The sequence below is a fragment of the Paenibacillus curdlanolyticus YK9 genome, assembly GCF_000179615.1.
GTDB lineage: Bacteria > Bacillota > Bacilli > Paenibacillales > Paenibacillaceae > Paenibacillus_T > Paenibacillus_T curdlanolyticus.
In genome coordinates this window covers 1-4,912 of sequence record NZ_AEDD01000022.1, presented here as the reverse complement: position 1 = coordinate 4,912, position 4,912 = coordinate 1, and the positions used below count along the sequence as shown (strand labels likewise).

Below are 4,912 nucleotides of genomic sequence, written 5' to 3'. Positions count from 1 at the left end.
GCGGCGGAATAGGGCATGAAATACTGCCCTACTAGGGTCGCGCATCGCCGTTCGCGGCGGAATAGGGCATAGAAATCTGCCCTATAGGGCGCGCATCGCCGCCCGCGGCGGAATAGGGCATAGAAATCTGCCCTCTGGAGCGCGCATCGCCGCCCGCGGCGGAATAGGGCATAGAAATCTGCCCTATAGGGCGCGCATCGCCGCCAGCGGCGGAATAGGGCATAGAAATCTGCCCTATGGGGCGCGCATCGCCGCCCGCCGGGCGCCATTTTCCACATTAGACAAGGGGGATAATAGTTTATGCGCTTCATGATGATTGTCAAAGGTACGAAGGACTCGGAAGCAGGGGTTATGCCGAGCCAAGAGCTGCTCGAGGCTATGCTTCGGTACAACGAGGAGCTGGCGAAGGCGGGGGTGCTGCTCGCGGCTGATGGGCTGCAAGCCAGCGCCAACGGCATTCGGATTTCGTATCCGGAGCCGGGAGGCAAGCCGAAGGTAACGGATGGACCGTTTACGGAGGCCAAAGAAATTATCGCGGGCTACACGCTTATCGAAGTGTCCTCTCGAGAAGAGGCGATCCAGTGGGCGATGCGCATGCCCGACCCCCACGGCAACGGCGAGGGGGAGATCGAGCTGCGGCAAATTATGGAGCCGATGGATTTGACGCAAAACCCTGAGACGCTCGCCATGGAGGCAGCTGTTCGCGAGCAGATGGCCAAGCCCAAGAAACCGTGAGCATGCCGCAAACCGTTCAACGTACGATCGATGCCATATGGCGGATCGAATCGGCCAAGCTCATTGCCGGATTGGCAAGGATGTTAAGAGATCTCGGGGCCGCCGAGGATTTGGCGCAGGATGTGTTGGTCACCGCTTTAGAGCGATGGCCGGAAACTGGCATTCCGGATAATCCCGGCGCATGGCTCATGACGGCAGCGAAACGCCGCGCGATTGACCTCATCCGCAGAAACAAGAAGCAGAGCGAGAAATATGAGGAGCTGGGGCGGAGCGGCGCAACGTTTACGGAGGACGAGGCGGACCTTGCAATGGAGGGAGAAGTCGGCGACGATCTGCTGCGTCTAATCTTCGCCACCTGCCATCCTTCCTTATCCCAGGAAGCGCGCGTTGCACTGACGCTGCGGCTGCTTGGCGGACTGACGACGGAAGAGATCGCGCGAGCGTTTCTTCTCGCGGAATCCACGATTGCCCAACGCATCGTTCGTGCCAAGCGTACGCTGAGCGCCCAACGGGCTGCATTTGAGGTGCCGACAGACAAGGAGGAGCTGAAGGCGCGGTTAACGGCAGTGTTCGAGGTTATTTACCTCATGTTCAATGAGGGCTACGCGGCAACGTCCGGCGGGAGTTGGACCCGCCCGTTGCTATGCCAAGAGGCGCTCCGGCTTGGACGCATTCTCGCCGAGGTCGCTCCTGCCGAGCCTGAAGTGCACGGATTAGTGGCGTTGATGGAAATTCAGTCCTCGCGGCTTAGAACGCGAGTCAATGCTGCAGGCGAGCCGATTTTGCTCATGGATCAAAATCGCGCCTTATGGGATCACCTGCTCATCCGGCGCGGGCTTGCTGCGCTTGAACGGGCGCAGAGCCTTGGCCAACCGCTCGGCCCGTATGCGCTCCAAGCGTCCATTGCTGCGTGCCACGCCCGCGCTTGCACAGCGGCGGACACCGACTGGGTGCGAATCGCCGCATTGTATGAGGCTTTGCTGCGCATCATGCCTTCGCCGGTCGTAGAGCTCAATCGCGCGGTTGCAATCGCCATGGCGTTTGGCCCGGCGTTCGGCCTGCAGCTCATCGATGAGCTGATGGACATGCAGGCGCTCAGGGATTACCACCTGCTGCCGAGCGTGCGGGGCGATCTGTTGGCGAAGCTGGGCCGAATGGATGAAGCGCGTGAAGCGTTCGAGCGAGCTGCAATGCTGACGAGCAACGCGCCCGAGCGCGAGCTAATGTTAAGGCGCGCGGCGGATTGCCACAGCGATTAGCTGTAATCTTCGATTAACGAGAGCTTGCCCTCTGTTATTTCAAATATGGATTTGCCTTGAAGCTGCAGGCTATCTCCGGCTTTTAAGACGTTAGGCAGATCCGCGGACAGCGTAGCCTCGTAATCAATTTGAATCTCTATACGATTGCCTGAGGCGCTGTAGCTGGTCATCGTCTGGCGACGGCTCGAAAACAAAGCGGCCGATTGTTCCGCCAACTGCTGGAACGCTTCTATTCCGTTGGTTTCCATCGTCAACGTACCATCGGAGAAATTCCGGAATGCGACCTTCGGATGCAAGAGAGCCACAATACCCGGGATGTCAAAAGCATTGTAAGCCTCTAAATAGGTTTCGATAATAACGCGGTTTTCTGCGCTCACTTTAATCGAGCTCCTTTCCAATCCTTGCTTTTTTCTGTTTGTACGGGATGCGAGATGCTCCAAGCTAATGTTCGATAGCAAGTTTGAAATTATTTTATAAAAACTTGTCTCCGATGTCGATTCGTTCATTTTCCGTTCGTCGTGTAGATAGAAGTCGATGAAACACCCACCAAAACACGATGAAAGGTTGATGAACAATGGGAGTACAGCTTACCCCTTATTTGATGTCGGAGGATGCAAGAGCGCAAGCGGAGTTCTATAAGCAGTCGCTGGGCGGCGAAATTCAGTCGGTTACGACCTTTGGTCAAACGCCGGGCACGCCGGAAGCGATCAAGGACAAAGTTATGCACATGGTGCTTACGGTGGCAGGCTCTAATACGCTGTTTCTTAGCGATGCGTTCGAGCCGGAGGCCGGCAATAGGAGCATAAGCTTGTCACTGGCTTACACGAGCGAGTCTGAGGCGCGGGCCGTTTATAACAGCCTTGGCGAAGGCGGCGTATTCAAGTATCCGTTCGATTTGCAGCCATGGGGCGCCTATTACGGCGAGGTCGTGGACCAATTCGGCGTGACGTGGCAGATCATTAAACCATAGAGGAGCGATGAACGATGAATCAAGAGGTCACGGATTTTATTGAAACGGTGAAAGAGCCTTGGCAGAAGGAGCTTTGCGCGCAGCTGCGCCTTATTGTGCACGGGGCTATCCCGGATTTTCAGGAGCGCATTCAGTATAAGAAGCCCCATTTTTTGAAAAATGGCAAGTATGCGGCGGTCATCTCCACCTCCAAAGACGCCGTCAGCTTCACGATTTTTAACGCAGCGGAGCTGTCGCTTCCAGAGGGGCTGTTCGACGGGCCTGCGGAACGAAAAACGATCAAGATTCGTCAAGGACAAGAGGTAGACGGCGAATTGCTGTCCGCATTGGTTAGTCAAGCCGCTTCAGGGCTATAATAACCACATAGCTGTTAAGTTTTGGACGGACTCAACATTGTTGGCTCGTACTTACTATTAAGGCGGAAGACAACACTGTTTCTCTAGACCCACACACCCTTCATCATCTATGATAAAGACCGTTGTTTTTTTTAAAGGGATTGATGGAGGTACTGAGCTGTGAGTAATGAAAGAGGTTCATCGAGCGTGTTTGCCATTTGGATTAGCTTGATCAGTAATTTATTGCTGACAGGCATTAAGCTGATCGTCGGTTTCTTATTCAATAGCCAGGTGCTTATCGCGGACGGCGTCCACAATGCTGGCGATGTCATTGCAACAATGGCGGCATTAGGCTCGGCGAAAGTTGCGCAGAAGCCTGCCGATGACGATCACCCGTATGGCCATGGCAAAAGCGAGCTGATCGGCTCTGCGATCGTCGCCATCATTATGGTGTTCGCGGCGCTGTTCATTGCGTATCACTCGTTCACGTCGTTTTTCCATGTCGCAGCTGAGGCTAGCATTATCGCTTTGATTGCTGCGGCTGTTTCGTTAGTGTGGAAGCAGTGGCTGTACATCTACTGCATCAGGCTAAGCCGCAAGACAAGCAGCAAGAGCCTTGAGGCAACGGCTTATGATCATTTGGCTGACGTGTACGCTTCGTTGGCGGCTGTGGTCGGTATCGGCGCTGCGCTACTCGGAGATAAGCTCGAGATTAGCGTTTTGAGCTACGGGGATGCGGCGGCAGGCATCGTGGTCGCTTACTTTGTTCTGAAGCTTGCTTATCATATGGGCAAGGATGCGGTCGATGTGTTAATGGAGAAGGCTGTATCGCCCGAGAAGCTGTTGGAATATGAGCGGCTGGTTTTCTCGGTGCATGAGGTGAAACGGATCGACCGTTTGCGCGCGAGGGAGTTCGGCCAATATGTCATGGTCGATGTGCGAGTCGGCATTCCGGCGCAGCTTAGCGTCCAGGAGGGGCATGATGTGTCCCGCAAAATCAAACAGACGATCATGGCCCATCACAATGACGTGGAGGAAGTGCTTATCCATTTGAACCCTTGGTATGAAGAAGATGACCGGACGAACAAAGGCAAATAGGCTCTAGCAGCCGGGAGGCAAAGTGCCCGAGCGAGTTAGACGAGATAGAAAGTCGGGAAGCTGCCGTTGAGGCTGCTTTCCGGCTTTTTTAGTTGGTCGCAGTCTGTTGTGGCAACTGGTCGTCGCTGTAATAAGCCTACGCGGTCGGTCGGTCGTCGAGCGCTGTAACGGACAGGGGAGACCTTATTTGGCTGTAAATGAGCCGAATTCAAACCTAACGGACCGAGGTGCGCTTATTTGGCCAATTTGATGCATATCGAGCCCGAATTCGCTTGAATAGCGGCCGTGGGGTCCGTCCCTCGTATTTAAGGGTTTATCTCACGAATGCTCTGCCATTCACAGGATTTCAACAACTTAGATGGCAGATACAGTGCAGAGTTGTAGGGGCGAGACTAGTCGATGGCACTTTCGGGTATGCGGGAACAGAAGTTACGCGTTTACGCACTTTCCATTGACGTTCTGCTGCACAACTCCACTAGTCCCTTGGAGGTTCACCCTCCCATGTCTCGACGGGT

At 54.8% G+C, this 4,912-nt stretch carries 6 protein-coding genes; 5 read left to right on the top strand and 1 reads right to left on the bottom strand.

Going from position 1 to position 4,912, the window contains the following annotated elements; translation table 11 throughout:
- Positions 1-300: 300 nt before the first annotated feature.
- The gene (locus PAECUDRAFT_RS24175) at positions 301-735 is read left to right on the top strand and encodes a YciI family protein (RefSeq protein ID WP_006040793.1); all 435 of its coding nucleotides are present in this window, start codon (positions 301-303) and stop codon (positions 733-735) included.
- Positions 736-737: 2 nt separating this feature from the next.
- The gene (locus tag PAECUDRAFT_RS24170; protein ID WP_040714291.1) at positions 738-1,994 is read left to right on the top strand and encodes an RNA polymerase sigma factor; all 1,257 of its coding nucleotides are present in this window, start codon (positions 738-740) and stop codon (positions 1,992-1,994) included.
- On the opposite strand, the gene PAECUDRAFT_RS24165 is transcribed toward PAECUDRAFT_RS24170, so the two are convergent.
- Positions 1,991-2,371: a nuclear transport factor 2 family protein gene (locus tag PAECUDRAFT_RS24165; RefSeq protein ID WP_006040791.1), complete on the bottom strand. Its 381-nt coding sequence runs from the start codon at positions 2,369-2,371 to the stop codon at positions 1,991-1,993. The two genes, PAECUDRAFT_RS24170 and PAECUDRAFT_RS24165, sit on opposite strands and share 4 nt — an antisense overlap.
- Before the next feature lie 197 nt (positions 2,372-2,568).
- Here PAECUDRAFT_RS24165 and PAECUDRAFT_RS24160 point away from each other — a divergent pair, with 197 nt between their 5' ends.
- The 3 genes from PAECUDRAFT_RS24160 to PAECUDRAFT_RS24150 all read left to right on the top strand — a co-directional run bounded on the left by PAECUDRAFT_RS24160 (position 2,569) and on the right by PAECUDRAFT_RS24150 (position 4,397).
- A complete protein-coding gene (locus PAECUDRAFT_RS24160) occupies positions 2,569-2,964 on the top strand; it encodes a VOC family protein (RefSeq protein ID WP_006040790.1) in 396 nt (131 codons plus the stop codon).
- Between the two features lie 14 nt (positions 2,965-2,978).
- Complete coding sequence (locus PAECUDRAFT_RS24155; protein ID WP_006040789.1) at positions 2,979-3,320, top strand: DUF1801 domain-containing protein; 342 nt, start codon at positions 2,979-2,981, stop codon at positions 3,318-3,320.
- 159 nt (positions 3,321-3,479) lie between these two features.
- Positions 3,480-4,397, top strand: coding sequence for a cation diffusion facilitator family transporter (locus PAECUDRAFT_RS24150; protein ID WP_006040788.1), 918 nt, complete (start codon positions 3,480-3,482; stop codon positions 4,395-4,397).
- Positions 4,398-4,912: the final 515 nt, after the last annotated feature.